The organism is Nocardioides sp. GCM10030259, from assembly GCF_042666375.1.
Lineage (GTDB): Bacteria > Actinomycetota > Actinomycetes > Propionibacteriales > Nocardioidaceae > Nocardioides.
Map to the genome: position 1 here is coordinate 220,195 of NZ_JBHTDF010000003.1, position 23,161 is coordinate 243,355.

The following is a 23,161-nucleotide window of genomic DNA, read 5'->3' on the forward strand; positions in this document are numbered from 1 at the left end:
CTCAGCGGAGCCGGCGCACCTCGAAGGTCATCGGCGGGTCGGCGATGGCGTCCTGGGCCGCGACGATCTGGAGCTCGCGGGTGCCGGCGGCGAAGGTCTTCTCGAAGATCGCGAAGACCGACGAGGCGGTGCGGGCGAGCGCGGTCGGGGCCGACCCGGTCGTGCGCAGGTGGGCCAGGTAGAGGGCGGCGGTGACGTCGCCGCCGCCGTTCGGGGTGATCGGCAGCAGTGGTGTCTCGACCGCCCAGGCTCCCTCGGGGGAGACCGCGACCATGTCGATCCGGCCCTCGGGGACGTCCCCGTGGACCACGCTCGTGACGAGCACGTCGCGGGGGCCGCGGTCGCGCACCTCGTCGGCGGCCGCGAGCACCTCGGCCAGGGACGAGGTCTCGCGACCGGCGAGGAAGTCCAGCTCGAAGTGGTTGGGCGTCACGATGTCGGCCCTGGGTACGACGGTGTCGCGCATGAACTCCGGGATGCCCGGCCGCACGAACATGCCGCGGCCGACGTCGCCCATCACCGGGTCGCAGCAGTAGACAGCGTCCGGGTTGAGCTCCATCACGCGCGCGACGGTCTCGAGGACGATCCCGCCGACGGCCGGGTCGCCCTGGTAGCCGGACAGCACCGCGTCGGCCTCGCCGAGCACGCCGCGGTCGCCGATGCCGGCGATCACCTCGCGGACGTCGTCGGCCGCGAGCAGCGGTCCGCGCCACGCGCCGTACCCCGTGTGGTTGGAGAAGTGCACCGTGAGCACCGGCCAGACCTCGTGGCCGAGCCGCTGGAGCGGGAAGACCGCCGCGGAGTTGCCGACGTGGCCGTAGGCGACCGAGGACTGGATCGACAGGATCTTCACGCGCCGATCCTTCCGGGGTCGCCCTGTACCCGCAAACTAGAACAAGTTACAGTTGCCTTCTCCGGACATTCTCTCGGTATGTGAAGAGGTACCCGTGGCGAAGAACCACCGCAGCGAGGCCGACTACGTCGTCGTCGGCTCGGGCAGCTCCGGCGCGACGATCGCGGGGCGCCTGGCGCAGTCCGGCGCCAGCGTGATCGTGCTGGAGGCGGGCAGGAGCGACAACCAGTACCTGGTGAAGAAGCCGGGGATGATCGGCCCGATGCATGCCGAGCCGAAGCTCAAGCGGCGCGTCGACTGGGGCCTGTACTCGACGCCGCAGAAGCACCTGCTGGACCGGAGGATGCCGGTGCCGCGCGGCAAGGTCGTCGGCGGCTCGAGCTCGATCAACGGCATGGTCTACGTGCGCGGCAACCGCGCCAACTACGACTCCTGGGCCGCCGAGGGCTGCACCGGCTGGTCGGCCGACGAGGTCAACGCGGCGTACCGGCGGATGGAGGACTTCGAGGACGGCGCCAACGAGTTCCGCGGCGCCGGCGGGCCGATCAAGGTGACCCGCAACGGCATGCCGCAGGAGGGCACCCTGCAGTTCCTGCAGGCGACCTCCGAGACGCTCGGCGTACCGGTGCTCGACGACTACAACGCGGCCTCCCAGGAGGGCGTCAGCCGGATGCAGCAGAACGCCGCGCGCGGGCTGCGCTACTCGGCATCGCGCGGCTACCTCCACCACCTCGACGTACCGACCCTCGAGCTCCAGAGCGAGGTGCTGGTCCGCAAGGTCGTCATCGAGAACGGTCGTGCCACCGGGGTCGAGGTCACCGACAAGGACGGCTCTCGTCGGACGGTCCGCGCCGGCAAGGAGGTCATCCTCTCCGCCGGCTTCGTCGGGTCCGCGCAGCTGCTCATGCTCTCCGGCGTCGGCCCGGCGCAGCACCTGCGCGACCACGGGCTCGACGTGCTCGCGGACCTCCCGGTCGGCGACAACCTGCACGACCACCTGTTCCACGCGCTGACCTTCCACGTCACGTCGACGAAGATGCGCGGCACGCCGGCGTACTTCGCCAAGGGCGTGCTGCAGGAGACGGTGCGGCCCGGACGGACGTTCCTCGCGAACTCGGTCTTCGAGTCTGTCGCGTTCCTGCGTACGTCGCAGGCGACCGACGTACCGGACCTGCAGCTGCACCTGCTGCCGTGGGCCTACGTCTCGCCGAACCAGGACGAGCCGATCCGCCACGACGTCGACAAGCGCACCGCGCTGACCGTGCTGGCGACGCTGATCTACCCGAAGAGCCGCGGCACGGTGCGGCTCGCGTCGGCCGACCCGGCGGCGGCCCCGCTGATCGACTTCCAGTACCTCGCCGACAAGGCCGACCTCGACGTGCTCGCCGAAGGATCGGAGATGACCCGCGAGATCTTCTCGTCGTCGGCGTTCCGCGGTGCGGTCAAGGAGGAGATCCACCCGGGCACGGTCGTGCGCGGGCAGGAGCTGCGCGACCAGATCCTCAACCGGGCCACGTCCGTCTACCACGGCGTCGGCACCTGCCGGATGGGCGTCGACGACCTGGCGGTCGTCGCGCCGGACCTGAAGGTCCGCGGCGTCGAGGGCCTGCGGGTCTGCGACGCCTCGATCATGCCGTCGATCACCGGCGGCAACACCAATGCGCCCGCCATCATGATCGGAGAGCGCGGCGCCGACCTCGTGCTCGGGAGGGCTTGAGCAACATGTCACTGCAGCGACCCGCGTCCCTGACCGACTCCTTCCTGCAGGGCCTGGTCGCCCGCGTGCCGTCGACCGGCGGCGGCACCTGGAAGCTCACCGAGGTCTACACCGGTGAGGTCCTCGTCGAGCTGCCGCAGTCGACGCCGGCCGACATCGAGCGGGCCTTCGCGACCGCGCGCGAGGCGCAGCGCGAGTGGGCCGCCTGGCCGCTGAAGAAGCGGCTCGCGGTGTTCAAGCGCGCGCACGCGCTCTTCATCGACAACGCGCACGCCACCGCCGACCTGATCCAGGCCGAGAGCGGCAAGAACCGCCGGATGGCGATCGAGGAGACCTGCGACCCGGTGATGGTGATGAGCCACTACCTGAAGCGGGCTCCGCACCTGCTCAAGCCGGTGAAGCGTGGCGGCCCGATCCCGCTGCTGTCGACGTCGACCGAGATCCGCCATCCCAAGGGCGTCGTCGGCATCATCGCGCCCTGGAACTTCCCCTTCGCCACCGGCATCTCCGACTCGATCTCCGCGCTGATGGCGGGCAACGCGATCGTGCTCAAGCCAGACAACAAGACCGCCCTGTCGCCGCTCTACGGCGTCCAGATGCTCGAGGAGGCCGGCCTCCCGCGCGGTCTCTTCCAGGTCGTCTGCGGCGAGGGGCCGGACGTCGGGCCGACGCTGATCGACAACTGCAACTACGTCATGTTCACGGGCTCGACGGCGACCGGGCGGGTCATCGGCGAGCGGGCCGGGCGCAACCTGATCGGCTGCTGCCTCGAGCTCGGTGGCAAGAACCCGATGATCGTGCTCGAGGACGCCGACCTGGACGAGGTCGTGCACGGCGCGATCTTCGGCGCGTTCGGCAACACGGGGCAGATCTGCATGCACATCGAGCGGATGTACCTGCCCGAGTCGAGGTACGACGAGTTCCGCGACCGGTTCGTCGCGGCGACCGAGGCGCTCGTCCTCGGCGCGGCGTACGACTTCGGGCCGGACGTCGGGTCGCTGGTCTCGCCCGACCACATGGAGCGCGTGCGGTCGCACGTCGACGATGCGGTCGCCAAGGGAGCTCGCGTGCTGACCGGCGGTCGGCCGCGGCCCGACCTCGGCCCGGCGTTCTTCGAGCCCACGATCCTCGAGGGTGTCACCAAGGACATGCTCACCGGGGTCACCGAGACGTTCGGCCCGGTCGTCGCGCTGCACCGCTACCGCACGGTCGACGAGGCGGTCGAGCTCGCCAACGACACAGACTACGGCCTCAACGCGTCGGTGTGGGGTGGCGACGTCGCCAACGCCTGCCAGGTCGGCAAGCGCATCCAGTCGGGCAACGTGAACGTCAACGACATCCTCGCCACGGCGTTCGCCTCCAAGGGCACGCCGTCCGGTGGCGTCAAGCAGTCGGGCGTCGGCGCGCGGCACGGCGACCAGGGCCTGCTCAAGTACACCGACGTGCAGCAGCTCGCGGTGCTCAAGAAGCAGGTGATGGGCGCGAAGCCCGGCCAGGACTACGACCAGTACGTCAAGGGGATGCTCGGCGGGCTGAAAATGATGCGGAAGACGGGCATCCGCTAGCCCTAGGTTGGGGGACATGTCCCTCCCCAGGCCGTACCCGCCCGACACCTACCACGGCGAGGGCGGTGAGGCCTCGGCGTGGATCCGTCGCGGCGACGAGCCGCCGGAGATCACCTACCGCAACGGCGGCTCCTGCGAGTACGTCGCCACGGGTGACCGGACGGCGGGCCGTTTCGGGCTCTACCGCTGGACTTTCGGCGACACCGAGACCGGCCCCGACCCGCACTTCCACCGATCGATCTCGGAGCAGTTCTACGTGCTCTCCGGCGAGGTGAAGCTGTACGACGGGCGCGCGTGGGTCACCGCGCGCAGCGGCGACTTCCTCTACGTTCCCGAGGGCGGCCTGCACGGGTTCCGGGGCAGCGGCGGCGCGTCGATGCTGCTGATGTTCGCCCCCGGCGGCCCGCGCGAGGACTACTTCGAGACGCTCGCCCGCGGTGAGCAGATGACCGAGGAGCAGCGCGCGGAGTTCATGCTCCGGCACGACACCTTCTGGGTGTGACGCCCCGTCGTACTGTCGGGGTCGTGACTGAGATGACCTACCGCCCGCTGGGCGACTCGGGCCTGATGGTGAGCGCGGTCGGCGTCGGCTGCAACGCATTCGGCCGGCGGGTGGAACTCGACGGCGTGCGCGGGATCCTGGCGGCGGCGCGGGACGTCGGCGTCACGCTGCTCGACACGGCCGACATCTACGGCGACCCGCCGGGCGCGAGCGAGGAGCTGCTCGGCAAGGCGTTGCAGGGGCAGCGGGACGAGTTCGTGCTCGCGACGAAGTTCGGCATGGACATGCGCGGCGCGAACGGCAACGACTTCGGCGCCCGCGCCTCGCGGCGCTACGTCCGCCGCGCCGTCGAGGCGTCGCTCCGCCGCCTGCAGACCGACCACATCGACCTCTACCAGCTGCACGAGCCCGACGGCGTCACGCCGATCGAGGAGACGCTGTCCGCACTGACCGACCTGGTGCGCGAGGGCAAGGTCCGCTACGTCGGCTGCTCGAACTTCGACGGCTGGCAGGTTGCCGACGCCGCCTGGACCGCCCGCACCGCCGGCCTCGAGGGCTTCGTGTCGGTGCAGAACCGCTACTCCCTGCTCGACCGCACCGTCGAGGCCGAGGTGACGCCGGCGTGCGAGGCCTTCGGGCTCGGCATCCTGCCGTTCTTCCCGCTGGAGTACGGCCTGCTGACCGGCAAGTACCGCCGCGGCCAGGTCGCACCGGAGGGATCGCGCGCGGCGCTCGACCCCTCCCGCGCGCAGTGGCTGGCGAACGCCGACTGGGACCGCATCGAGGCCTTCGAGAAGTACGCCGAGGCGCGCGGCCTCGCCCCGCTCGACGTGGCGATCGCGGGGCTGGCCGCCCAGCCCGCCGTCGCCTCGGTCATCTCCGGTGCGACCTCCGGCGACCAGGTGCGCGCCAACGCCGCCGCTCTGCGCTGGCAGCCGTCCGCCGCCGACCTCGTCGAGCTGGACGCCACCACACGTTGAGTCGGGGGTTCAACGTTCAGTGCACCTGCAGTCGCGGCCAGTCGGCGAGGTCGCGCAGCAGCTGCCGGTCGTGGGAGGCGAGCACGACGGCGGCGCCGGTCTCGCGCAGCGCGGCCACGAGCTCGTCGACCAGCGCCAGCGACAGGTGGTTGGTCGGCTCGTCGAGCACGAGGACGTCGGGCCGCTCGGCCAGACGCAGGGCGAGCTCCAGCCGGCGGTGCTGGCCCTTGGAGAGCCGGCCGACGGGCGTCCGCCGGGCCTCCCGGTCGAGCAGGCCGAGGCTGCCGAGGCCGACGACCTCTCCTGCGTGGAGGTGGCCGTGTGCGACCAGTCGGTCGACGTGGCGCTCGTACGCCGCGGCCGCGTGGCCGCGGTCGGTCAGCCGTGACGACTCCTGGGCCAGGTGGGCGACCCGTACGCCGGCCGCACGGTGGACGGTGCCGCTCGTCGGCTGGCGCACGCCGGCGAGCACGTCGAGCAGGGTCGACTTGCCGGAGCCGTTCGCGCCGGTGACGAGCAGTCGGTCGCCGGGCTCGATGGCCAGGGAGACCGGCCCGGCCAGACGACCGTCGACGCCGACCTCGTCGACCCGCAGCAGCGTCCCCGCGCGGCGTCCGCCGAGCGGCGGCATCCGCAGCTCGAGCGGTGGCTCGGGCACCGTGATCTCGTGGGCTTCGAGGGCGGCCCGCTGCCGGTGCACCGCCTGGACGATGCCGGGCGCCCGGGACTGGCGCTGGTGCTTGCCGGTGCCCTTGTCGGGGCGCCACCCGGTCGACAGCCGGGACTGCGCCTGCTGGAGTGACTCGGCCAGCCGGCGGCGCTCCGCCAGCTGCTCTTCGTGGTCGGCCTGCCAGCGGGCGCGCTCGGCCACGCGGCCGGCCCGCCAGCCGGTGTAGCCGCCGCCGTAGAGCCGCGGTCGCCCGTCGCGGCTCGGGTCGAGGTCGAGCACCTGGTCGGCGACGTCCGCCAGCAGGGCGCGGTCGTGGCTGACGACGACGATCCCGCCGGGGTGCTCGCGCAGGCGGGAGGTCAGGTAGGCCAGCCCGTCCGCGTCGAGGTGGTTGGTCGGCTCGTCGAGCAGCACCAGGTCGAGCTCGGTGCCGAGCAGGCACGCGAGCCGCACCCGGTAGCGGTGCCCGACCGACAGCGTGGCCAGTGACCGGCTCCGGTCGCGGCACGCGCCGAGGGCGGCCAGCGCGACGTCGAGGCGCCGGTCCGCGTCCCACGCGTCGTACGCCTCGCAGCGCTCGAGGGCCTCGGCGTACGCCGCCTCCGCGCCGGGCCGGCCGTCGACCAGCGCCGCCGTGGCGCGGTCGAGCGCGGCGAGCGCGGCGCGCGGGCCGCGCAGGGCGTCGTCGAGGAGGTCGCCGACGCGCAGGTCGCCGGTGACCTCGAGCTCCTGCTCGGCCAGGCCGAGGGTGCCCGTCCGGCGCACGCTGCCGTGGTCGGGGGTGAGCGTGCCGGCGAGGACGTGCAGCAACGTGGACTTGCCGCGGCCGTTCTCGCCGACGACGGCAAGCCGGGTCCGGCTGGTGAGCGCCAGGTCGACGCTGTCGAGGACGAGACGGCCGCCGCGGCGTACGACGACGCCGTCGGCGACCAGCTGGGCCCGCTCGCGCGCGGGCAGGTCGGGATGGGTGGAAGGAAGGGGGTGGGTCACGGTGCTCTCCGCAGCTCGAGGTGAGCCGGGCAGCACGAGGAGGCCGCCCGGCGAGGTCGCCGAGGACGGCAGCGGAGAGAGTTCGTCGAGGGGCCGCCGCCGTCAGGCGGCGGGGCGCATCCTCATCGAGGCGGTACCGGTGTACATGGGGGCAATCCTAGGTGGCCGGGTCGGGGCGCTCCGAATCGTCGAACGGCGACACGCTGCCTCGCGCCGCACTGAATTTCGACGCGCCCGTCGCGCCTTCGCGAGCTCAGGCGCGGGGCTTGCTCAATCTGCCTTCGCCCACGCGGTGCGCTCGTTCCTCGCGCACCGCTGCTCAGGCAACCTGGAGCGACCGCTTCGAGAGCCCCATCCAGAAGCCGTCGATGACCTGGAGGCCGGGCTCGTCCGGGGTGGTGGCCGCGCCGAGGGTGACGAAGAGCGGCGAGTAGTGCTCGACCGTGGGGTGCGCGTAGGGCATGCCCGGCGCACGGGTGCGGTAGCGCGCGAGCTCGTCGACGTCGCCGCGGGCCAGGGCCTCGCCCGCCCAGGCGTCGAAGTCGGCCGACCAGCCCGGGGCCGCGGCGTCGATGCGGAACTCCCGGAGGAACGGGAGGCCGTGGGTGAGGAACCCGGAGCCGACGATCAACACGCCCTCGTCGCGCAGCGGCCGCAGCCGCTCGCCGAGCGCCATGAGCCGCGCCGGGTCCTGGGTCGGCAGCGACATCTGCAGCACCGGCACATCGGCGTCGGGGTACATGATCCGCAGCGGGACCCAGGCGCCGTGGTCGAGGCCGCGGCTCGTGTGCTGGTGGACGGGTTCCGTCGCCGGCATCATCGCCGCGACTCGCTCCGCGAGCGCGGTGGCGTCGGGGGTCTCGTAGGTCATCCGGTAGTACTTCGGGTCGAAGCCACCGAAGTCGTAGACCAGCGGCGCGCCGGACGCGGACAGCATCACCGGCGCCGACTCCCAGTGGGCGCTGACGATCAGGATCGCCTTCGGGCGCGGGAGGTCCTGCGCCCACGCCGCGAGCTGGCCCGACCAGATCGGGTCGTCGAGGAGCGGCGGCGCGCCGTGGCCGATGTAGAGGGCGGGCATCCGGGAGGTCATGCCTCCATAATGATGCAAGATTCAACTTTATTCCAACGGGAGCGACCAGTCGACGGCCGATCCGCCCTGCTCGACGAGCAGGGCGTTGACCCGGCTGAAGGGCCGGGAGCCGAGGAAGCCGCGGTACGCCGAGAGCGGCGACGGGTGGGCGGACTCGACGGACGGGATCGGGTCGAGCAGCGGCTTGAGCTTGCGGGCGTCGGCCCCCCACAGGATGGCCACGCAGGGACCGCCCCGCGCCGCGAGTGCCTCGATCGCCCGCTCGGTGACGGGCTCCCAGCCTCGACCGCGGTGACTGTTCGAGGCACCGGGCTGCACGGTCAGGCTCCGGTTGAGCAGCATGACGCCCTGGTCGGCCCACGCGGTCAGGTCACCGTGTCGCGGCGGCATGATCCCGAGGTCGTCGCGCAGCTCCTGGTAGATGTTGACCAGGCTCGGCGGCAGTGGCCACACGTCACGACGTACGGCGAAGCTCAGTCCGATCGGGTGCTGAGGGTTCGGGTAGGGATCCTGACCGACGATCAGCACCCGCACCTGGCTCAGCGGTCGCTCGAACGCCCGGAACACCCGGTCGCCACTGGGCTGGTAGCCCCGCCCGGCGGCCAGCTCCTCGCGCAGGAAGCGACCCATCGTGGCGATCTGCTCGTCCACCGGCGCGAGCGCGTCGGCCCAGTCCTGAGCCATCAGGCCCTTGTCGACGAGTCCCGCGAGAGCGCTCATGGACGGTGAGGCTATCGAGCGCGCTCAGAACAGCGCGGCCACCTCGGCGGCCGCCCGCTCGCCGGCACGCACGGCGCCGTCCATGTAGCCGCTCCAGTACGTCGAGGTCTCGGTGCCCGCCCAGTGCACGCGGCCGAACGGGCGCCGGACGGCGGACCCGAACGTCGTCATCGTGCCCGGCGCGTGGAAGGCCGTCGGGCCGCCCCGGGTCCACTGCTCCTCGGTCCAGTCGTGCTCGACGTACTCGACCGGGTGCAGCGCCTGCTCGCCGAACATCGCCGCGAACCCCTCGAGCACGGCCTGCCGTCGCTGGTCGACGGCCATCGGCCCGTAGGTGCGCCAGGTCGAGCCGCCGACGAACGCCAGCAGCACGCCCGGTGTGCCCTCCGGAGGGGAGTTGTCGAAGACGACGCGGGCGGCGCCGGAGTCGTTGACGCCGAACCCGTTGAGCCCGGCGTCGCGCCAGAACGGCCGCTCGTAGACGGCGTCGCACTTCATCAGCTGGCCCATGTCGAGGTGGCGCAGCAGCTGCAGCCGGCTGGTCGGGAGCTGCGGGTACCAGTCGATGTCGAGCACGAGCGGGGGCGGGCAGGCGACGATGGCTCGCTGCGCCCGAACCGTGCCGCGGTCGGTCTGCACGACCACGCGGTCGTCGCGCTGCTCGATGCGTCGCACCGGGGCACCCAGCGCCACGACGTCGCCGAGGGTGTCCGCGAGCCGGAGCGGGACGAGCTGCGAGCCGCCGACGAAGCGCCGCTCCTGGGCGCCGTTCGCGGTGTCGGAGTTGCGGGAGAACGTGCCGACGTTGCTCTCGTTGCCCGAGGCCGCGACGTACCAGAGCGTGAACAGCAGCGAGACCTCGTCGGGGTCGGCGCCGAAGCCGGGTTGGGTCCACGACCTGATCAGGTTGCCGATGCCCTTGGCGTTGACGGTGTTGCGGCGGATGAACTCGCCCAGGCTCATCGCGTCCCAGGCGGCCGCCCGGGGATGCGCCCACGGCGCCGCGACGTCGATGCCCGCCGCCATGTTGTCGATCCGTGCGATGAGGAGCGCGGCGTCGAGGAGGATCGTCGGGTCCGGGGGCACGGTGCCGGAGTACTCGAGACGACCGAGCATCGACGAGACGTAGACGCTGTTGCCCTCGTTGTACTCGGGGAACGTGGCGACGCCCATCTCGTCGGCCAGGGCGAGGATGCGGTCCTGCGTCGGGCCGACGAAGGCGCCGCCCGACTCGATCACCGCGCCGCCGGTCGCCAGGTGGTGGTTGAGCACCCGCCCGCCGACGCGGTCGCGCGCCTCGACGAGGAGCACGTCGTGGCCACGGCTCGCGAGGTCGCGCGCCGCGACCAGTCCGGAGATGCCGCCGCCCACCACCACGGCGTCGACGTCGGCGGGGAGCGGGCCCTGCAGGGTGGCCGCCGCGACGGCGTCGTGGAGCCCGACGACGGCCAGGCCGCCCAGAGAGGCGCCGCCGAGCAGCAACCGGCGGGACAGGACGGGTTCGGGCATGACGCTCCTCGGGTCCGGTGCGGACGGTGTCCCAACGATGAGGCACCGAGTTGGGTATGCGGAAGAGCCGATGTCTGGCACTACGATCTGCCACGAACTCTCGGACCGACGACGTCGAGGAGCGAGCGTGGCAGCCGGTACCGCAACACCAGACCTCACCGCGCTGCGTGCCGCGGTCGCCGACGCCGCGCTGCGGCTGGCCGAGGTCGGACTGCTCGCCGGCGCCGCCGGCAACGTCAGCGCGCGCGAGGGCGACCTGGTCGCGGTCACCGGCAGCGGCATCGTGCTCGCGAGGTGCCGCCCCGACGACATCACCGTCGTCGACCTCGACGGCAACGTCGTCGCGGGCGACGTCACCCCGACCTCCGAGCTCGCCCTCCACCTCGGCGTGTACGCCGACGACGACACCGACCGCGTGTCCGCGGTCGTCCACACGCACGCGCCGTACTGCACGGCCGTCGCCTGCGTGCTCGACGAGCTGCCGGTCATGCACTACCAGCAGCTGCTGCTCGGCGGGGCGATCCGCGTCGCGCCGTACGCGACGTTCGGCACCGACGAGCTCGCCGACCACGTGCGCGCCGCGCTGGTCGGCCGGAAGGCCGCGCTGATGGCCAACCACGGGGCGGTGGCGACCGGGCGGCAGCTCGACGAGGCCGTGGAGAACGCCTACCTGCTCGAGTGGGTGGCCACGCTCCACCATCGGGCGGTCGCTCTGGGCACACCGCGACTGCTCTCCGAGGACCAGCAGGCCGCGGTCGCGATGGCCGCGATGGTGCGCAACTACGGGCCGCTCGGCGAGGACCCCGCGTGACCGGCATGCGGGTCGCCGCGGTGGGCGTGCACGTTCTCGACACCCACGTGATCGGCATCGAGTCGATCCCCGGCGGCTCCGACGGTCAGCTCGTCGAGACGATCCGGATGTCCGCGGCCGGTACGGCGGGCGGCACGGCGCTCGTGCTCAGCCGGCTCGGCGCCGAGGTCGCGTCGTACGGCGCCGTCGGCACCGACCCGATCGCCGACACGCTGCTCACGCTGCTGGAGCGCGAGGGCGTCGACGTGTCCGGGCTGGTGCGCAAGGCCGAGGCGCAGACGTCGGCGTCGGTGCTGCCGGTGCGGCCGAACGGGGACCGCCCGGCGTGGCACTGCATCGGCGCCAACGGGGCGTTCACCGTCGACGACCTGCCGTTCGACCGGCTCGACGGCATCGACCACCTGCACCTCGGTGGACCGGAGTTCCTCGGCGGCGAGGCGGCCGGCAAGCTGCTCGCCCACGCGCGGTCGATCGGGGCGGTCACCTCGCTCGACGTCCTCGCGCCGGGCGACCCCGACATGCTCGCGTGGATCGCCGACGCGCTGCCGCACACCGACTACCTGCTGCCCAACGACGAGCAGGTGCTGGGCTTCACCGGCGCGGCGTCGCTCGCCGACGGCGCCCGGGCGCTGGTCGACGCCGGCGCCGGTTGCGTGGCGGTGACGCAGGGGGCGAAGGGCGCGCTGGTCGTCACGGCCGACGAGGTGATCGAGGTGCCGGCGTACGTCGTCGACGTGGTCGACACGACCGGGTGCGGCGACGCGTTCTCGGCGGGCTTCGTGCGCGGGCTGTCGCTGGGTCGCGACCTGCGCGCGGCCGCCGAGCTCGGCTGCGCGACCGCGGCCCAAGTGGCCGGTGGGCTCGGCACCGACGCGGGCAGCTACGACCTGGCTTCGGTGGAGACCTTCGCGTCGTCCGCGGCGCGGCGGTAACCGGCGGTCGGCGGAGTTCTCAGCGCGTCGGCCGCTGCAGCCGGTCGAGGAAGGCCACGAGCAGAGCCTCGCGCATCCTCGGCGACGCCAGGTCGAGCATCGCGTTGACCTCGGCCATCCGGTCGGGGAGCGCCAGGTCGTCGCCGCCCACCAGCCCGGCGGCGACGAGCAGCCCGTCGAAGTCGTCGTCGGTCAGCGCCGCCGGGTCGAGGGCCTCGATGAACGCCGCGACCTGGGGATCGACGGTCACCGGGCCTGCGGCGACGGCGGCCGCGACGGAATCGCGCAGCGCGGCGAGGAAGTCGCCGACGCCGGCCAGCGTCGCCGCGCTCACGGACAGGTGGATGGTGGCCGGCTGGTCGGCGTAGGACATCTGGGGCTGGACGTACCACCCGCGTGCGGCCATCTCGTCGCAGACGGTGAACGGGTCGCACGTGTCGTCGGTGACGAGCGCGACCAGGGTGGAGTCCGGGCGGACCACGACGCGCAGCTCGGGAGTGTCGGTGATGCCTGCGACGATCGCGTCGACGGCTTCGAAGACCTCTCGGGAAAGGAGCTCGTAACCCGTGTCACCCAGCGACTGCACCACGGCCCACGCGCCGGCGAGAGGGCCGCCCGACTTCGTCGACTGCATCGTCGAGTTGAGCATCGTGTAGCCCGGCCAGTCGGCGTGGGCGAAGTACTGCGGCCTGCGGTGCTCCTGCGTCCGGTGCAGCAGGAGCGACGTGCCCTTGGGTGCGTAGGCGTACTTGTGCAGGTCGGCCGAGATGGACGTGACGCCCTCCACGGCGAACGTCCAGGGTGGCACCTCCCGGCCGAGCCGCGCGGCGTACGGCAGCACCCAGCCGCCGATGCAGGCGTCGACGTGGCAGCGGATCCCGCGCGCTGCGGCGGCCGGTGCGATCTCGGCGACGGGGTCGACGACGCCGTGGGCGTACGACGGGGCGGAGACGACGACGAGCACGGTCCGCTCGGGGTCCTCGTCGACGGCGGCGAGCATCGCAGCCGGGTCCGCGCGGAAGTCCGCGCCGACGGGGACGACCACGGCCTCGACGCCGAAGTAGTGGGCGGCCTTGAGGAAGGCGGCGTGCACCGTCGACGGCACGACCATGCGCGGCCGCTGGACCTCGGGACGGCTGTCGCGCGCGCCCTGCACGGCGAGCAGGCACGACTCGGTGCCGCCGGACGTCACGGTGCCCACGACGGTGTCGGGGGCGTCGAGCAGGCCGGCCGCGAAGCCGACCAGGTCGTTCTCCATCTGCAGCAGGCTGGGGAACGCCGTGGGGTCCAGCCCGTTGGAGCCTGCGTACGCCGCGACGGCCTCGCGACCGATCCGGTCGACGTCGGCGAGCCCGGAGTCGTAGACGTAGGCGAGCGTGCGGCCGCCGTGCACGGGCAGGTCCGCGGCCTGCATCTCGCGCAGCCGGGCGAGGGGGTCGGTCATGCGAGTCCTCCGGTGGTCGAGCCCGTCGAGACCCCGGCATCGCCGTCGACGTCCGCCGCGGTCAGGGAGTAGCGACGCAGCCACAGCAGGCTGAGCAGGATGAGGGCGGCCGGCAGCAGCGAGAAGCCGAGCGTGATGGCCGTGAGGGCCGAGTCGGGCTGCGCCGCGTCGCCGTCCGTCGATGACCGGTAGCCGCCGAGCGCGAGCACGAGCGCGTAGACGCCGGGTCCCAGGGCCAGGCCGAGGGTCTCGCCGGCCGTCCACACGCCGGTGTAGACGCCGGCGCGGTTGGAGCCGGTGCGCCGGGCGTCGACCGCGGCCGCGTCGGGCAGCATGGCCATCGGGAAGACCTGGCAGCCGGCGTACCCGACGCCGACCAGCACCACGGCGAGGTAGACGAAGGCCGTCGGCGCGGACTGCGCGGTCACCGCGAGCAGGGCGCCGGCGGCGAGGACGAGCGAGCTGGCGGCGTAGCCGCGCTTCTTGCCGACCCGGGTCCCGATCGCCGACCAGACCGGCGTGAGCAGCAGCGCGGGCCCGACGAAGCAGATGAAGAGGATCGTGGCCGCTCCGTCCCGGCCGAGCACGTCGGAGGCGAGGTAGTCGACACCGGCGAGCATGCACCCGGTGGCGAGCGCCTGGACGACGAAGCACGTCAGCAGCCACCGGAAGTCGCGGGCGTTCGCGACGATCCGCAGCTGGTCGCGCAGGCTCCCGGCGCCCGGCTGCGGCGCGGTGACCGGCGCGCGCCGCGTGCCGACGTAGGCGCTGACGACACCGACCAGGATGATGACGGCCATGGCCACGCCCATCACCCGGTAGCCGTCGCGGCCGCCGACGGCGTCGCGGATCGCGGGCGCGCTCGCGCCGGCCAGCATGATCGTGAACGCGAGGATCGCGACCCGCCAGGTCATCAGCCGCGTGCGCTCGTCGTACGACGAGGTCATCTCCGCGGGCATGGCGACGTACGGCACCTGGAAGAACGCGTACGCCGTGGCGCAGGCCAGGAACAGCACGAGCACCCACAGCGCCTCGAGCCCGGTCGCCATCTCCGGCGCCGCGAACAGCAGCGCGAAGCCGGCGGCGAGCGCCAGGCCGGCACGCAGCAGCCACGGCCGGCGCGGCCCGCGCGGGTCGACGGAGCGGTCGCTGATGCGGCCGGCGATCGGGTTCAGGATCACGTCCCACGCCTTCGGCAGGAACACGATGAACCCGGCCGCGATCGCGGCGATGCCCAGACTGTCGGTCAGGTAGGGGAGGAGCATCAGGCCCGGCACGGTGCCGAAGGCGCCGGTGGCGACGGAGCCCGAGCCGTAGCCCACCCGGACGCCGCGCGGGAGGGCGCTCCCGGACGAGGTGGCTGGCATGGACCGGAGGCTAGCGCCCGCGGCGCGCTCAGGGGGCGAGTGCGCGCGACGCGGCGGAGGAGTGTCGGCGCCGAGGGTTCGCGCCGATGTCCGACTTCCTCGGCGCACGCCGCTTCCGGTCCCACTGCTCGAACCACTCGTCGAGCACCTGCCACGTCGTGGTGCGGGCGCCGCGACCGGCCAGCATGCCGAGGTGGCCGCCCGGCACGATCTCGAACCGGACGTCGCGCGCTCCGCTCAGCAGCGGCAGCACCGCGCGCACCGCGGCGACCGGCGCTATCCCGTCGGTGGCGCCGGCGAACACCAGGGTCGGCGCGGTGATCGACGACAGCGACACCGGGTGGTCGCCGAGCTCGACGGTGCCGCTCGCCAGCGCGTTGCCTTTGGCGAAGCGGTGGTAGAGCTGGCCGAAGCTGCGGCCGGGGTACGCCGTCATCGCGGCGGTGAAGCTGTCCACGGCCTCGACCTGGGCCAGCCATTCGGCGTCGTCGAGGTGGACCGCGATCGCGAGCGGCTTCGTGACGAGCTTCTGGAAGGACGTGAGCTGGAAGGCCCAGCGCACCAGCGGGGGAGGAGCGCCGCCGAGAGCCCGGTAGGTGCGCGTGACGATGCCCGGCCAGTCCGAGGCGGTGAGGAGCGGGCGCAGCGGCGCGACCAGCGGCACCTTCGTCACGTCGACGGGAGAGCCCAGCACCGACAGCGACGCGATCGGCAGGTCGGAGAAGTCGGCGGCCGCCAGCATCGCGAAGATCCCGCCGAGGCTCCAGCCGACGACGTGCACGGGCCGGCCGTCCGCATGCTGCGACACCTCGCGGATCGCGGCCGGCACGACCTCCTCGGCCCAGTGCTCCAGGCCGAGCGTGCGGTTGCGGAAGGAGACCGGGCCGTACTCGACGAGGTACGTCGGCCGCCCGCCCTCGACCAGGTGCTCGACGAGCGAGCAGCCACGGCGAAGGTCGAAGCAGCTCGCCGGGGCGGCGAGCGGGGTCACCAGCAGCACCGGGTCGCCGTGCTGCTCGACCGCGGCGTCAGGGCGGTAGTGGTAGACCTCGCGCAGCGTGCCGTCGTCGATCAGGGTGCGCGGCATCGGGCGCAGGTCGGCGAGACCGCCGTAGACCATGAGGTGAGCGAGGTTCCCTGCCGCCGCGGCCACCTGGTCCGGCTTCGGCACGAGATCCATGGCCTCGAACCTACTCGCGCCGGGCGCGGTCAGGAACGCCGGGCCGGGCGGACGCTCTTGCCGTGCGTGGGCCGCACCGCCCCGAGCTCGGTGAGGAAGCTGTCGGCCCAGGCGCCCACGTCGTGCTCCATGACCTGCTTGCGCATCGCCCTCATCCGGCGCGTCAGCTCGCGGTGCTCGGCGTGGTAGGCCTCGAGCAGCGCGGACTTCATGCCGTTGATGTCGTAGGGGTTGATCTGCCACGCCTGGCGCAGCTCGTCGGCCGCACCAGCGAACTCGGACAGGACCAGTGCGCCGTCGTTGTCGAAGCGGCAGGCGACGTACTCCTTGGCGACGAGGTTCATGCCGTCGCGCAGCGGGGTGACGACCATGATGTCGGCGGCCCGGAAGAAGGCGGCCATCTCCTCGCGCGGGTACGACGCGTGCAGGTAGTGGATCGCCGGCTGCCCGATCTTGCCGAGGTCGCCGTTGATGCGGCCGACCAGGCGCTCGATGTCGTCGCGCAGGATGCGGTACTGCTCGACCTGCTCCCGCGACGGCGTCGCGACCTGGACGAACACGGCGTCCTCGACGTCGAACTCACCGCTGTGCATGAGCTCGGCGAACGCGCGCAGCCGGGCGTAGATGCCCTTGGTGTAGTCGAGCCGGTCGACGCCGAGGAAGATCTTGCGCGGGTTGCCGAGTGCCTCGCGGACCTCCTTGGCGCGCTGGGTGACCTCCGCGGACCGCGCCAGCTCCTCGTAGCCGGCGGAGTCGATCGAGATGGGGAACGCCTTCGCCCGCACCATCCGCCCGTCGGGCAGGTAGACGAGGTCGCGGTGGGTCTTGTGGCCGACGCGCTGGCGGACGAGGCGGACGAAGTTCTGGGCGGCGCCGCTCAGCTGGAAGCCGACCAGGTCCGCGCCGAGCAGGCCCTCGAGGAGCTGGCGTCGCCACGGCAGCTGCTGGAAGAGCTCGGCCGGCGGGAAGGGGATGTGCAGGTAGAAGCCGATCCGCAGGTCGGGTCGCAGCTCGCGGAGCATCGCCGGCACCAGCTGGAGCTGGTAGTCGTGCACCCACACGGTCGCCGACTCGGCCGCGACCTGCGCGGCGCGCTCGGCGAACCGCCGGTTGACCGTCACGTAGGTGTCCCACCACTCGCGGTGGAACTCCGGCTTGGCGACGACGTCGTGGTAGAGCGGCCACAGGGTCGCGTTGGAGAAGCCCTCGTAGAACTCCTCGACCTCCTGGGGCGACATCGACATCGGGACGAGGTCGAGCCCGTCGGCCTCGAAGGGTTGGTCGCCCGTGTCCGTGCCGCCGGGCCAGCCGATCCAGGTGCCGTCGTTCGCGCGCATCACCGGTTCGAGCGCGGAGACCAGCCCACCGGGCGACGGGCGCCAGCCGGGGGAGCCGTCCGGGTTCTCGACGCTGTCGACGGGCAGGCGGTTCGCGACGATGACGAGGTCTGCTCCGCCCGAGGTGGCCACGGTCCTCACCTTAGGTGAGAGGTGGGCGGTCCGGGTTCAGAGCCCGAGATGGTGGCTCACGTCGCCGACCTGGTCGAGGAACATCGTCCGGCTGTCGAACCACCAGACGCCGTCGATGCGGTGGAACGTGTCGTGGTAGCGCCCGGTGACGATCACCTGGAGGGGGAGCTCGGCGGTCGCCTGGGTGACGAGGTAGGTGCTGCGCGCGGTCGCGGTGCCGGCGTCGTCGTCGACGACGATGCGCGCGTTGGTCGTCAGGTGCCGGGTCTTCGGCGTGCCGTCCTCGTGGATCCGGACCGCCCGGCCGTAGAGCCGGCGTACGCCGTCTCGACCCTCGAAGACCGTCTCCGGCGGGCCGTCCTGCTGCCCGAGGACGCGGCCGTGCGCGAAGAGCTCGGCGACGCCGTCGAGGTCGCCGGCGTCGACCCTCTCGGCGTACTCGTAGAGGAGGTTCTCGATGTCGCGGACGGCGTCGGTCACGGCGACAGCATAGGTACGGCGTTGTCGGGCTGGCCCGACAACGACTGTCCTGCTGGCAGGATCGGCGCCGACCCCTGATCTTCCTAGCGTTCATGGCATGACGGAGACGCTGACCATGCCCCTGGCCCCACCGACCACCGCGCGCCCGGTCGAGCGCCCGCGCGGCCTGCGCCGGGTGCTCTACGAGACCGGCTACTCGCTGTCGGCGTTCCCGATCGCGCTGGTGGCGTTCGTGGTGGTGGTCATCGACCTCTCGCTCGGAGTCGCGCTGGCCGTCTTCATCGGCGGGATCCTGCTGATCAGCGTCGGCGTCATGGTGGCGCGGGGCTTCGCCCGCTTCGAGCGGATCCGGCTCGAGGGCATGCTCGGCCGGCGCGCCGCGACCCCGTCGTACGTCTGCGCGCGCCCCGGCGACGGCTTCTGGCGCCGCCAGCTCACGCCGCTCCGCGACCCGCAGTCCTGGCTCGACGTCGTCTGGGCGCTGGTCGGGCTCGTCACGGGGACGATCGCCTTCACCGTCGCGATCGTCTGGTGGGCCGGCGCGGCCGGCGGGCTCACCTACTGGTTCTGGCAGCGCTTCATCCCCGACGACCCCGACAACACCGGGCTCGCCGAGCTGCTGGGACTCGGCGAGGGGCGTACGGCGGAGAGCTGGCTCAACCTCGCCATCGGAGCCGCGCTGGCGCTGACGCTGCCGTGGGTGGTGCGCCTGGTGACCACGATGCACGCGAGCCTGGCGTGGGTGCTGCTCAGCAGCCGGGCCGAGCTGCAGAGCGAGGTCGCGCGGGTCGAGGGCGGTCGCGACGCGGCCCGGATGGCGGAGGCAGAGTCGCTGCGCCGGCTCGAGCGGGACATCCACGACGGCCCGCAGCAGCGGCTGGTCCGCCTGACCATGGACCTCGGCCGCGCCCGGCGCCAGGTCGCGGACGACCCCGAGCGTGCCACCGAGACCCTCGACGCTGCGCTCGCCCAGGCCCGCGAGACCGTGGCCGAGCTGCGTGCGCTGAGCCGTGGCATCGCGCCGCCGCTGCTCGTCGATCGCGGTCTGAAGGCGGCGCTGGAGGAGATGCTGACCCAGAGCAGCGTGCCCGTGGGCTCCTTCATCGACGTGCCGGCGCAGCTGCCCCCGCACGTCGAGACGGCCGTCTACTTCGTCGTCGCCGAGGCGCTCACCAACGTCGCGAAGCACAGCGAGGCGGCCTCGGTCGACGTGACCGTGGTCGCGCAGGCGGGTCAGGTCGAGGTGTGCGTCGTCGACGACGGCGTCGGCGGCGCCCACCCGGCCAAGGGCCTCGGCCTCGCCGGCCTGCGGCAGCGGCTCGCCGCCGTCGACGGCACGCTCGAGGTCACGTCGCCGGAGAGCGGTGGCACCACGATCCTTGCGAGGATCCCTGTATGAGGGTGGTGATCGCCGACGACTCGTTCCTGCTCCGCGAGGGCCTGCAGCTGCTGCTCGCGGAGTCGGGTCACGAGGTGGTGCGGTCGGTCGCCGACGGGCCGGCGTTCGTCGACGCGATGCTCGGCGAGCGGCCGGACCTCGGCATCGTCGACGTGCGCATGCCGCCCAGCCACACCGACGAGGGGCTGCGGGCCGCGGTCGAGGTGCGCCGGACCTGGCCCGACGCCCGGCTGCTCGTTCTCTCGCAGTACGTCGAGGTGTCCTACGCCGACGAGCTGCTCGCCACCGGCGACGGCGGCGTCGGGTACCTGCTCAAGGACCGGGTCAGCGACCTCGACGACTTCCTCGGCGCGGTGCAGGCGGTGTCCGCGGGCGGCACCGCGCTCGACCCGCTCGTCGTGCGCCAGCTCATGGGCCGCAACCGCGACCCGCTGGCCGACCTGACCCCGCGCGAGCGGGAGGTGCTGGCGCTGATGGCCGAGGGTCGCTCGAACGCCGCGATCGCCGATGCGCTGACGGTCACCCTCGGCGGCGTCGAGAAGCACACCCAGCGGATCTTCGCGAAGCTCGGCCTGTCGCCGGACGACGACTCGGCCCACCGCCGGGTGGCAGCGGTGCTGAAGTTCCTGCGCTGACCCGCCTCAGGCCGGGAAGGTCACGCCCACCTGGCGGCGTACGTCGTCCATGGTCCGCAGGATCGCCAGCGTCTGCTCGTGTGGCACCAGCGGGCTCTCGCGCAGGCCCTCGCGCAGGCAGCGGCCGACCTCGACGATCTCGTGGGCGTAGCCGCGGCCGATGACCGGCTCCTCGCCGGCGATCCTGACCGGCTCGCCGGGCTCGAAGACCCAGCTGCCCTCGGCCTGGACGTACGGCGTGAACGTCGCGTGCGTCGCGTGGTGGAAGTCGTCGAGCTCGATGCGGCCGAGGTCGGTGGCGATCTCCGCGCGCCGCGACGACCAGGAGGTGACCGAGGCGGTCATCGTCGCGAGCGCGCCGTCGGCGTACCGCCCCGTCATGGAGACGTCGAGGTCGATGCCGCCGGCGCTGAGGTCGGCCGTCGCGCGCACGTCGGTGGCCGGGCCGAGCATCAAGTGGGCGAACGTGAGCGGGTAGATGCCCATGTCGAGCAGCGCGGAGGCGCCGAGCGCCGGGTCGAACATCCGGTCCTCCGGCGGGGCCTCGACCCGGAAGCCGAGCTCCGCGTGCAGGTGCCGGGGCCGCCCCAGCTCGCCCGAGCGCAGCCGGTCGCGGAGCGCCCGGATCGTGGGGTGGCAGGCCGTCCACATCGCCTCCATCAGGAAGCGGTCGTGCTCCTGCGCCAGTCGCACCATCTCCTCCGCGTCGGCGGTGTCGAGCGTGAGCGGCTTCTCGCACAGCACGTGCTTGCCGGCCTCGAACGCCAGCCGCGCGTTGTCGAGGTGCAGCGCGTGCGGGGTCGCGACGTAGACGACGTCGACGGCCGGGTCGGCGACCAGCTCCTCGTAGGAGCCGTGCGCCGTGCCGCCGTGCTCGGCGGCGAACGCCTCGGCGCTGCCGAGCCGCCGCGAACCCACCGCGGCGAGCCGGGCGCCGGGCGCCAGCGCCAGGTCCTCGGCGAAGGTCCGCGCGATCTTTCCGGTGGCGAGGATGCCCCACCCGATCTCGCCTGTCGTGTCGGTCATGGCCCGGACAGTAGCGGGCCACGACTCGCCGCCACCCGAATCACATCGTTGTGGTTCGCCGCCCTATAGTGAGGCTGACCAGCAGTGTCGACAGCAGATCTCCGGGGGAGGAGCACCATGGACGCCGCCAACGCACTTCACGGCGACGCCGGCGACGCGACGCCCGGCCTGAGCGAGCGCGACCAGGAGATCCTGGCGTTCGAGCGGCAGTGGTGGAAGTACGCCGGTGCCAAGGAGACCGCCGTCCGGGAGCAGTTCGACATGTCGTCGACGCGCTACTACCAGGTGCTCAACGCGCTGATCGACCGTCCGGAGGCCCTGGAGGCCGATCCGCTGCTGGTCCGCCGGCTGCGCCGGCTCCGCGCCGCGCGGCAGCGCCAGCGCTCCGCCCGCCGCCTCGGCTTCGAGGTCTGAGCCGTGGCGCGCAACCAGCGGGGAGCGGTCTTCCCGTCCCCGGTCGTCATCCTCAGCGTGCTGGCCGTCGCGATGGCCGGCATCGCGTACGTCGCGACCCGCGGCGGCGAGCCGACCGAGCGCGAGGTCACCCCGGTCGTCCAGGAGGAGACCCCGAGCGAGTCGCCCTCCCCGACGTACGAGCCCACGAAGAAGGCCAAGCCCGAGAAGCCGCCCGTGCAGCGCGGCAAGGTCTACGTCGAGGTCTACAACAACTCCGGCGTCACCGGCCTGGCCGGCCGCGTCGCCGAGCGCGCCACCGGGATCGGCTGGGCGGTCGTCGCCACCGACAACTGGTACGGCACGATCCCGTCGACCACGGTCTACTACCCGCAGAAGCTCCAGCGCGCGGCGAAGACGCTCGCCCTCGACCTCGGCGTGCAGCGCACCGCGCCGGCGGTCGACCCGATGCGCCAGGACCGGCTCACGCTGATCCTGACGGAGCCGCTCGGCTGAGCCTGCCCGCAGGCGCCGTGGTTGGGTGGACCCATGGAGTTCACCTCGCGCGACGGTGAGCAGCGGTACGCCGACCTCGTGCGGGCCGCGTCACGGGCCGTGGTCGGCCTCGACTTCGACGGCACGCTCGCCCCGATCGTCGACGACCCCGAGCAGGCCCACATCCACCCGGACGCCTCCGACGTGATCGTCGACCTCGCCGGCGAGGTGGCGGGGATCGCGGTCATCACCGGGCGCCCGGCGCGTCAGGTGCTCGACCTCGGCGGGCTCGAGGACGTGGGCCGACGGCTCGGCGACGCCGGCAGCGACCTGCACGTCTTCGGCCAGTACGGCAACGAGCGCTGGTCGTCGACCAACCGCCGGATCCTCTCGCCCCGCCCGCCGAAGGGGCTCGCGACGTTCGAGCGCGACCTGCCCGCCCTGCTGCGGCGCCACGACGCCGCCGACGCCTACGTCGAGGACAAGGGCCTCGCCGTCGCCGTCCACACGCGCCGGCTGCCCGACCGCGACGCTGCGTTCCAGCGGCTGCTGCCCGCGATCGGCGACCTCGCCAAGCGCTGCGACCTGGTCGTCGAGCCGGGCCGCAACGTCATCGAGGTCCGCTCGCCCGGCATGCACAAGGGCCTCGCCGTACACGCGCTCGTCGACGAGATCGACGCCGGCGCGTTCCTCTTCGCCGGCGACGACCTCGGCGACCTCGAGGCCTTCGAGGCGATCGGCGAGCTCCGTGCCGGCGGCATGCCCACCCTCCTGGTCTGCTCCGCCTCCGCCGAGGAGAGCGCCCTCGTCCCGCTCTCCGATGTCGTCGTCACCGGCCCCGACGGGGTCCTCGACCTGCTCCGCCAGCTGACGGTGGATGCGCGCTCGTCGCGGTAGTCCCTGACTATCCCGGTGGGTTGTTCGCTGTCGA

The 23,161-nt window shown here is 72.8% G+C and carries 22 protein-coding genes; 11 read left to right on the plus strand and 11 right to left on the minus strand.

What is annotated here, in order from left to right:
• Position 1 precedes the first annotated feature (1 nt).
• Positions 2-853 carry a pyridoxal kinase PdxY gene (gene pdxY, locus ACFQQI_RS03745; protein ID WP_378558123.1) on the minus strand — a complete coding sequence of 284 codons (852 nt, stop codon included), beginning with the start codon at positions 851-853 and terminating at the stop codon, positions 2-4.
• 94 nt (positions 854-947) lie between these two features.
• Between pdxY and ACFQQI_RS03750 the strand changes: the two genes are divergently transcribed.
• The 4 genes from ACFQQI_RS03750 to ACFQQI_RS03765 are packed head-to-tail and all read left to right on the plus strand — an operon-like array spanning position 948 to position 5,617.
• A complete protein-coding gene (locus ACFQQI_RS03750; RefSeq protein ID WP_378558126.1) occupies positions 948-2,570 on the plus strand; it encodes a GMC family oxidoreductase in 1,623 nt (540 codons plus the stop codon).
• Between the two features lie 5 nt (positions 2,571-2,575).
• On the plus strand, positions 2,576-4,135 hold the full coding sequence (locus tag ACFQQI_RS03755; protein ID WP_378558128.1) for a succinic semialdehyde dehydrogenase: 1,560 nt from the start codon (positions 2,576-2,578) through the stop codon (positions 4,133-4,135).
• 16 nt (positions 4,136-4,151) lie between these two features.
• Positions 4,152-4,637, plus strand: a complete 486-nt coding sequence (locus tag ACFQQI_RS03760) for a cupin domain-containing protein (RefSeq protein ID WP_378558131.1) — start codon at positions 4,152-4,154, stop codon at positions 4,635-4,637.
• Positions 4,638-4,669: 32 nt separating this feature from the next.
• A complete protein-coding gene (locus ACFQQI_RS03765; protein ID WP_378558344.1) occupies positions 4,670-5,617 on the plus strand; it encodes an aldo/keto reductase in 948 nt (315 codons plus the stop codon).
• A 16-nt stretch (positions 5,618-5,633) separates the two neighbouring features.
• On the opposite strand, the gene ACFQQI_RS03770 is transcribed toward ACFQQI_RS03765, so the two are convergent.
• The 4 genes from ACFQQI_RS03770 to ACFQQI_RS03785 all read right to left on the minus strand — a co-directional run bounded on the left by ACFQQI_RS03770 (position 5,634) and on the right by ACFQQI_RS03785 (position 10,599).
• Positions 5,634-7,277, minus strand: coding sequence for an ABC-F family ATP-binding cassette domain-containing protein (locus ACFQQI_RS03770; protein WP_378558134.1), 1,644 nt, complete (start codon positions 7,275-7,277; stop codon positions 5,634-5,636).
• Between the two features lie 319 nt (positions 7,278-7,596).
• Positions 7,597-8,370 carry a dioxygenase gene (locus ACFQQI_RS03775; RefSeq protein WP_378558137.1) on the minus strand — a complete coding sequence of 258 codons (774 nt, stop codon included), beginning with the start codon at positions 8,368-8,370 and terminating at the stop codon, positions 7,597-7,599.
• 27 nt (positions 8,371-8,397) lie between these two features.
• Positions 8,398-9,090: a uracil-DNA glycosylase gene (locus tag ACFQQI_RS03780; RefSeq protein WP_378558140.1), complete on the minus strand. Its 693-nt coding sequence runs from the start codon at positions 9,088-9,090 to the stop codon at positions 8,398-8,400.
• A 24-nt stretch (positions 9,091-9,114) separates the two neighbouring features.
• Positions 9,115-10,599, minus strand: a complete 1,485-nt coding sequence (locus ACFQQI_RS03785) for a flavin monoamine oxidase family protein (protein WP_378558143.1) — start codon at positions 10,597-10,599, stop codon at positions 9,115-9,117.
• A gap of 127 nt (positions 10,600-10,726) precedes the next feature.
• Here ACFQQI_RS03785 and ACFQQI_RS03790 point away from each other — a divergent pair, with 127 nt between their 5' ends.
• On the plus strand, positions 10,727-11,410 hold the full coding sequence (locus ACFQQI_RS03790; RefSeq protein WP_378558146.1) for a class II aldolase/adducin family protein: 684 nt from the start codon (positions 10,727-10,729) through the stop codon (positions 11,408-11,410).
• Positions 11,411-11,415: 5 nt separating this feature from the next.
• Positions 11,416-12,342 (plus strand): carbohydrate kinase family protein, encoded by a 927-nt coding sequence (locus tag ACFQQI_RS03795; protein ID WP_378558347.1) that lies wholly within the window; start codon positions 11,416-11,418, stop codon positions 12,340-12,342.
• 19 nt (positions 12,343-12,361) lie between these two features.
• Here ACFQQI_RS03795 and ACFQQI_RS03800 read toward each other — a convergent pair whose 3' ends face one another.
• The 5 genes from ACFQQI_RS03800 to ACFQQI_RS03820 are packed head-to-tail and all read right to left on the minus strand — an operon-like array spanning position 12,362 to position 18,282.
• Positions 12,362-13,786, minus strand: coding sequence for a pyridoxal phosphate-dependent decarboxylase family protein (locus tag ACFQQI_RS03800; RefSeq protein ID WP_378558148.1), 1,425 nt, complete (start codon positions 13,784-13,786; stop codon positions 12,362-12,364).
• Positions 13,783-15,153 carry an MFS transporter gene (locus ACFQQI_RS03805; RefSeq protein WP_378558151.1) on the minus strand — a complete coding sequence of 457 codons (1,371 nt, stop codon included), beginning with the start codon at positions 15,151-15,153 and terminating at the stop codon, positions 13,783-13,785. The genes ACFQQI_RS03800 and ACFQQI_RS03805 overlap by 4 nt, the downstream gene beginning before the upstream one ends.
• A gap of 28 nt (positions 15,154-15,181) precedes the next feature.
• Positions 15,182-16,333 carry an alpha/beta fold hydrolase gene (locus tag ACFQQI_RS03810; RefSeq protein ID WP_378558154.1) on the minus strand — a complete coding sequence of 384 codons (1,152 nt, stop codon included), beginning with the start codon at positions 16,331-16,333 and terminating at the stop codon, positions 15,182-15,184.
• A 29-nt stretch (positions 16,334-16,362) separates the two neighbouring features.
• Positions 16,363-17,802 carry a trehalose-6-phosphate synthase gene (locus ACFQQI_RS03815; protein WP_378558157.1) on the minus strand — a complete coding sequence of 480 codons (1,440 nt, stop codon included), beginning with the start codon at positions 17,800-17,802 and terminating at the stop codon, positions 16,363-16,365.
• 36 nt (positions 17,803-17,838) lie between these two features.
• Positions 17,839-18,282, minus strand: a complete 444-nt coding sequence (locus ACFQQI_RS03820; RefSeq protein ID WP_378558160.1) for a nuclear transport factor 2 family protein — start codon at positions 18,280-18,282, stop codon at positions 17,839-17,841.
• A 97-nt stretch (positions 18,283-18,379) separates the two neighbouring features.
• Between ACFQQI_RS03820 and ACFQQI_RS03825 the strand changes: the two genes are divergently transcribed.
• Positions 18,380-19,681 carry a sensor histidine kinase gene (locus ACFQQI_RS03825; protein WP_378558163.1) on the plus strand — a complete coding sequence of 434 codons (1,302 nt, stop codon included), beginning with the start codon at positions 18,380-18,382 and terminating at the stop codon, positions 19,679-19,681.
• Complete coding sequence (locus tag ACFQQI_RS03830; protein ID WP_378558166.1) at positions 19,678-20,316, plus strand: response regulator; 639 nt, start codon at positions 19,678-19,680, stop codon at positions 20,314-20,316. Before ACFQQI_RS03825 ends, ACFQQI_RS03830 begins: the two co-directional genes overlap by 4 nt.
• 6 nt (positions 20,317-20,322) lie before the next feature.
• Here the strand turns inward: ACFQQI_RS03830 and ACFQQI_RS03835 are convergent, their stop codons facing one another.
• A complete protein-coding gene (locus ACFQQI_RS03835) occupies positions 20,323-21,342 on the minus strand; it encodes a Gfo/Idh/MocA family protein (protein WP_378558169.1) in 1,020 nt (339 codons plus the stop codon).
• Between the two features lie 117 nt (positions 21,343-21,459).
• On the opposite strand from ACFQQI_RS03835, the gene ACFQQI_RS03840 reads away from it, so the two are divergent.
• Genes ACFQQI_RS03840 through otsB form a run of 3 tightly spaced genes read left to right on the plus strand, consistent with a single transcriptional unit; the run spans position 21,460 to position 23,127 of the window.
• Positions 21,460-21,756: a DUF3263 domain-containing protein gene (locus tag ACFQQI_RS03840; RefSeq protein ID WP_378558172.1), complete on the plus strand. Its 297-nt coding sequence runs from the start codon at positions 21,460-21,462 to the stop codon at positions 21,754-21,756.
• A gap of 3 nt (positions 21,757-21,759) precedes the next feature.
• Complete coding sequence (locus tag ACFQQI_RS03845; protein WP_378558175.1) at positions 21,760-22,251, plus strand: LytR C-terminal domain-containing protein; 492 nt, start codon at positions 21,760-21,762, stop codon at positions 22,249-22,251.
• A 33-nt stretch (positions 22,252-22,284) separates the two neighbouring features.
• Positions 22,285-23,127 (plus strand): trehalose-phosphatase, encoded by an 843-nt coding sequence (otsB, locus tag ACFQQI_RS03850; RefSeq protein WP_378558178.1) that lies wholly within the window; start codon positions 22,285-22,287, stop codon positions 23,125-23,127.
• The last annotated feature ends 34 nt before the right edge of the window (positions 23,128-23,161 follow it).